Below are 5,159 nucleotides of genomic sequence, written 5' to 3' on the forward strand. Positions count from 1 at the left end.
TGTCTATAAAAAATAACTATTGGTTTAAGCTATTCTTTATAGGATGGTTTTTTAAAACTAAAAATATTTTATCAGCATTAAGATTAAAAAAAGGCTATAATATAAATAATTTTAACTACTATGTAAATTTAAGCATATATTAAAATTTTAACTACTATTTATAATACCGCACAAAAGCATCCATTTTTGAACCCATATTTAAAAGCAGCATATCGGCAACAACAAGCGCTGCCATTGCTTCACAAACGATGGTTCCTCTTATGGCAACGCATGGGTCATGACGTCCTTTAAGAGCAAAATCAACCTCTTCATTTTCAGTCGTAACTGTTTTTTGCTCTTTAAAAATAGAAGGCGTAGGCTTAAAGTAGACATTCATCACAATATCTTCTCCGTTGCTTATGCCGCCTAAAATCCCGCCTGAGTGGTTTGTTACAAAGCCGGCTGCTCTTATCTCGTCATTGTTTTGAGAACCCTTTAGCGATGCACTCAAAACCCCGTCGCCTATCTCGACGGCTTTAACGGCATTTATGCCCATCATGGCATCCGCCAAAATTGCATCGAGTTTATAGTAGAGCGGCTGCCCTAACCCTTTTGGCGCACCTTTTATAAGAACTCTTGAGACTCCGCCGACTGAGTCATGCTCATTTTTAGCTCTAAGTATCGCCTCTTTTTGCTCCTCTTCTTTGTTGACATCAAGAGCAAAAATAATGCTTTTTTTAGCCGCCTCATAATCAAGCTGCTCTGCTTTTATACCGTCTACTTCACAGATACCGCTTAAAACCTCAACACCAACTTCTCTAAGCATCAGTTTCGCGATCGCGCCTGCAGCGACTCTTGCCGCTGTCTCTCTTGCAGAACTCCTGCCACCGCCTCTGTAATCCCTTATGCCATACTTATAAAAGTAGGTAAAATCAGCATGACCCGGGCGAAAAATATCTTTTATATTTGAGTAATCTTTTGACTTCTGGTTAGTGTTGTATATAACCATAGCTATCGGCGTTCCAGTACTTTTACCCTCAAAAACACCGCTTAGTATCTCTACTTTGTCATCCTCTTTTCTAGCCGTTTCAAACTCGCTTTTTCCCGGTTTTCTTCTATCTAATTCACCTTGGATAAACGCCTCATCTATCTCAAGTCCAGCCGGAACACCATCAAGCAGACATCCGATTGCAACTCCGTGAGACTCCCCAAAAGTACTAAATTTTAATTTCTGCCCAAAACTATTCACTTCATTTCCTTGTTTAAAAGCTTTACCGCCATCTCTGCGGCTTCTTGTTGCGCAATTTTCTTGCTTTTGCCAATCGCTCTTGCATACTCTTTGTTCTCTATGATAACGGCAACTTCAAACTCTTTTTTATGATCAGGTCCGCGGCTGGCAACAACTTTGTACTCCGGAGTCTCTCCGAATCTGGCTTGCGTAAGCTCTTGAAGGGTTGTTTTAAAATCTCTAAAGAGAGAATCAAGCGAGATCTCTTTATGATTTTTCTCAATCAACTCAATTGCTATTTTTTTAGCAGCATCCAATCCCGACTCAAGATAAATAGCTCCAATTACCGCCTCAAAAGCATTTGAGAGCAGGGATGCTTTCTCTCTTCCGCCGTTGTTCTCCTCCGCATTTGAGAGGTAGATATATTCGCCTAGATTGATGGACCTTGCCAGCTTCTCAAAGCCGTCCTCATTAACGAGCGCCGCTCTTATCTTTGAGAGATTACCCTCATCTGATTTGGGGAATTTAAAAAACAGATACTCTCCCACAATCAAATCCAAAACGGCATCGCCTAAAAATTCAAGTCGCTCATTATCGTAGGGCTGCTTATGACTTTTATGCGTCAGCGCTTCGATAATGAGCTTCTCGTTCTTAAATTCGTATCCTAAGGTTTTCTCTAAAACCTCTATATTTTTACTCATTGTATATTCTCCTTCATCTTTTGTGCCTCTATTTTTGCCAAAATATCGCACCTCTCGTTCTCAATATGTCCGTTATGCCCTCTAACCCATATGGCATTTATCTTATGCCCTTTTGAAACCTCTATATACTCTCTCCACAAATCAGGATTTTTAACCTTTTTAAAGTCTCTCTTTATCCAGCTCTCAAGCCACTCGTTTATCCCCTTTACGACATACGAAGAGTCGGAGATTATCTCAACATTGCAGGGCTCCCTAAGAGCTCTTAACCCCTCGATTACCGCCAAGAGCTCCATTCTGTTGTTTGTAGTATGCGCCTCGCCGCCGGAGATCTCCCTCTCTTTGTTGCCAAACCTGAGAATTGCTCCATACCCGCCGGGTCCTGGGTTTCCCAAAGCGCTGCCATCACTGAAAAGAGTTATTTTCTTCACTAAAATCCTTATGGTAATCTTTTACCAAAGAGAGCTCCGCCCTTGATGTATCTATGGCATGGCAACTGCTGCAACGGTTAAATGCAAACGGGTAGACCACTTTGCAATTATCACAAATATACTCAAATCCGAGTGTTGCATTTGCTTTTGAGTCAAGGTTTATAAGCACGTCAAGCTCAAAAATAGAGCTCTTCGTTGCCGCTTTCATATACCCTTTTGCGGTATATAGCTCCCTTAAATAGCCGTTTTGCATTATTATATCAAAATTCAAATCTTTTTTATCGCAACTCCAAAGCAGATCAACAATAAGCTCTGCCTTTGAAGCATCAAAATTCTCCCATGCAGCCTTTGGATTTATACGAAAAACATACTCAAAAACAAGGTAATCCAGATGATTGCAGCTTTTGTATATCTCCAAGAGCTTATAAGCTTTTTCATCCGGAGCCATCCGAGCACTGTTTAAAATACTCAAAGAGTTAAGATATGCGCTAATCATAGTCACATCTTTTTTCAGTTCGCCCAAAGGCTCTAGCAACTCAAGCGCAGCGTTATAATCTTTCATCTGTTCATAAACAAGCAGAAGATAGTTAATCGCCTGAGGCGTGCGGGGATTGTTTTTCAGTATCTCTAAAAAAATCTGCTTTGCACGCTCCAGAAAACCTGCCTTAAAGTATGTTTTGCCAAGCAGAAAAAGAGTGTCTCTGTAGTTGGATTTATCTCCGACTTTAAGCAACTCACTGTAGATCTCTATACTCTTTTCATAGTTTCCGTTTTGCGTATATGAGTTTGCAAGCAGCAGCCAAGATTTCTCAGACAACTCCCCCTTTGTAATCAATACCTTGAGTTCATTTTGAGATGGCAGAGAGTGGAACTGTTTTAAAAACTTATCTAGATGACGGTAGTCTTCTTTTTTTTTGAGTCTGCTAAACCAGTACGAAAAAAAGGTAATGACAAAAACAAGAACGAAAAAGATTATAATCCCAAAAAGAGGGTCTCGAAACTCTAAAAAAAAGGTATCCATTATTCGTACACCACTACACCGTAATCATTTTTGAGATTATAAAAAGTGCAATCAGGTCCTATCTCCAAATCCTTTATTTTTCCAAGCTGAACAATAGAGTTTTTACCTACTCTTATCCCAAACTCCATGAAAAATTTTTTTATATTTACAAACTTCACATCTTCGACAAATTTGTACTCAAACTCCTTATGAAGTCTCATCTTGTCGTATGAAAATATATGTTCATTCACATGTAGCTTGTCTGAGGCATACTTTATAGGCAGATGCCCAGAGAGGTCAGTGAGTATACTCTCCACATGTTCATGTTTTTGGGGAAGGGTATTTTTTTGTATAAAAAGATATTTATTGTTAAGTTTAAGGTTTCTCGTCTCGCTCCAGTACTTATATGCCGGATTTGAGACGCCGAGTTTCGATGAGATTTCTCTCCAGAGCCAGTAAGAGTTTAGCGTATTTGGTAAATTTGACACTCTAGTGGCTCCCCCGGATTTGATTTGTTTTTATTATATACTTTTTTAGTTGAAAGTTACAAATTTAGAACACCGCCACGACCCATTTTGTGATGAAATATCCGCCGACAAGTAGCCATGCAAACATCAAACCGGACGTGTAAACAGGCGCTAAACCAAGCCCCTTAAACTTTGAAAACACGGTTCCGATGCCAAGTGCCGTCATCGCCATGGTCAGTAAAAAAGTATCTATCTCATTTATAATATCTACTATATTTTGTGGAAGGATTCCAAGAGAGTTAAATCCAGCCATACCTATAAAATAGACCGCAAACCACGGAATGACGAGCTTAACGCCTCCAACAGCTTCTGCATTCTCACTTTTTTTAGCGCTCATTGAGAGATATATACCAAGGATGATAAGCATCGGCGCTATCATGATAACCCTTGTCATCTTCACAATTACCGCCGAATTTGCCATCTCTTCGCTCGCACCCGGGATAGAAGCCGGAACTGCTACGACTTGAGCCACTTCATGAATCGTTCCGCCGACATAGATACCGAACTCTTTGGCACTCATATCAAAAACGCCCATGTTGTATAGAAGCGGATATAAAAACATCGAGATTGTTCCAAAGAGCACAACCATTGAAACGGCGATTGCAGCTTTATGCTCCTCTGCCTTCAAAACAGGCTCCGTTGCCAAAACGGCTGCTGCACCGCATACAGAAGCTCCCGAAGCACTAAGCATTGAAGTGTCTCTGTCCATTTTGAAGAGTTTTTGTCCTGCCCATGTTCCCAGAACAAAAGTGGTTGAGAGCATAATTAGCGAGACCATAAATCCCTCTAGCCCAACCTCCCCGATTTGTTGAAACGTGATACGAAAACCGTAAAAAACGATAGCAAAGCGTAAAATCTTTTTTGCTGAAAATGTAATACCGCCGTTCCACTCTTTGGGAGTGTTGTTGTGAAGCGTATTTGCGTAAAAAATCCCTAAAACTATCCCTATAACCAGGGGCGAAATTCCAAGAGATTTTAAAAAACCAATCTCTGAAATCATAGTAGCTGCTGCTGCAAAAATTGCTACAAAAAGAACACCGCTTATAGTGCCTTTTCTATTCTCTTTTGAAAATGCCATATAACCCTTTCGTATAATATATTTAAGCTTTTATCCCCTGTCTGACAGACAGTGGTAACTTTATGGGGTTGTAGGGACTTTAGTCCCTGCCACTAAGACGGACGAGTTCGGCTTAGTGCGTAACCTAAGTTACAAAGCGAATTATATCAAAAAAGCATCACATTTATTTTACTCTTATCTCCAACTCTGAGTTAATCATCTCGTTATCTGAACCGCTA

The 5,159-nt window shown here is 40.1% G+C and carries 6 protein-coding genes; all 6 read right to left on the minus strand.

Annotation, left to right across the window (positions count from 1 at the left end):
• Window positions 1-154: 154 nt before the first annotated feature.
• The 6 genes from aroC to RQ763_RS09320 all read right to left on the minus strand — a co-directional run bounded on the left by aroC (window position 155) and on the right by RQ763_RS09320 (window position 4,941).
• Entirely contained in the window at window positions 155-1,228 is a 1,074-nt protein-coding gene (gene aroC / locus RQ763_RS09295; RefSeq protein WP_314152568.1) for a chorismate synthase, read from the minus strand.
• Entirely contained in the window at window positions 1,225-1,908 is a 684-nt protein-coding gene (gene rnc, locus RQ763_RS09300) for a ribonuclease III (RefSeq protein WP_314152569.1), read from the minus strand. Before rnc ends, aroC begins: the two co-directional genes overlap by 4 nt.
• Window positions 1,905-2,336, minus strand: coding sequence for a ribonuclease HI (gene rnhA / locus RQ763_RS09305; protein ID WP_314152570.1), 432 nt, complete (start codon window positions 2,334-2,336; stop codon window positions 1,905-1,907). Before rnhA ends, rnc begins: the two co-directional genes overlap by 4 nt.
• Entirely contained in the window at window positions 2,311-3,357 is a 1,047-nt protein-coding gene (locus tag RQ763_RS09310) for a tetratricopeptide repeat protein (RefSeq protein WP_314152571.1), read from the minus strand. The genes rnhA and RQ763_RS09310 overlap by 26 nt, the downstream gene beginning before the upstream one ends.
• Window positions 3,357-3,824 (minus strand): hypothetical protein, encoded by a 468-nt coding sequence (locus RQ763_RS09315; protein WP_314152572.1) that lies wholly within the window; start codon window positions 3,822-3,824, stop codon window positions 3,357-3,359. The genes RQ763_RS09310 and RQ763_RS09315 overlap by 1 nt, the downstream gene beginning before the upstream one ends.
• Window positions 3,825-3,888: 64 nt before the next feature.
• On the minus strand, window positions 3,889-4,941 hold the full coding sequence (locus tag RQ763_RS09320; RefSeq protein WP_314152573.1) for a YeiH family protein: 1,053 nt from the start codon (window positions 4,939-4,941) through the stop codon (window positions 3,889-3,891).
• Window positions 4,942-5,159 lie beyond the last annotated feature (218 nt).

It is taken from the genome of Sulfurimonas sp. (assembly GCF_032250635.1).
Taxonomy (GTDB): Bacteria; Campylobacterota; Campylobacteria; order Campylobacterales; family Sulfurimonadaceae; genus Sulfurimonas.

Coding starts and splice junctions, on each gene's coding strand:
- rnc (WP_314152569.1), bottom strand. CDS start 1,908: ATGAGTAAAAATATAGAGGTTTTAGAGAAAACCTTAGGATACGAATTT.
- RQ763_RS09320 (WP_314152573.1), bottom strand. CDS start 4,941: ATGGCATTTTCAAAAGAGAATAGAAAAGGCACTATAAGCGGTGTTCTT.
- RQ763_RS09310 (WP_314152571.1), bottom strand. CDS start 3,357: ATGGATACCTTTTTTTTAGAGTTTCGAGACCCTCTTTTTGGGATTATA.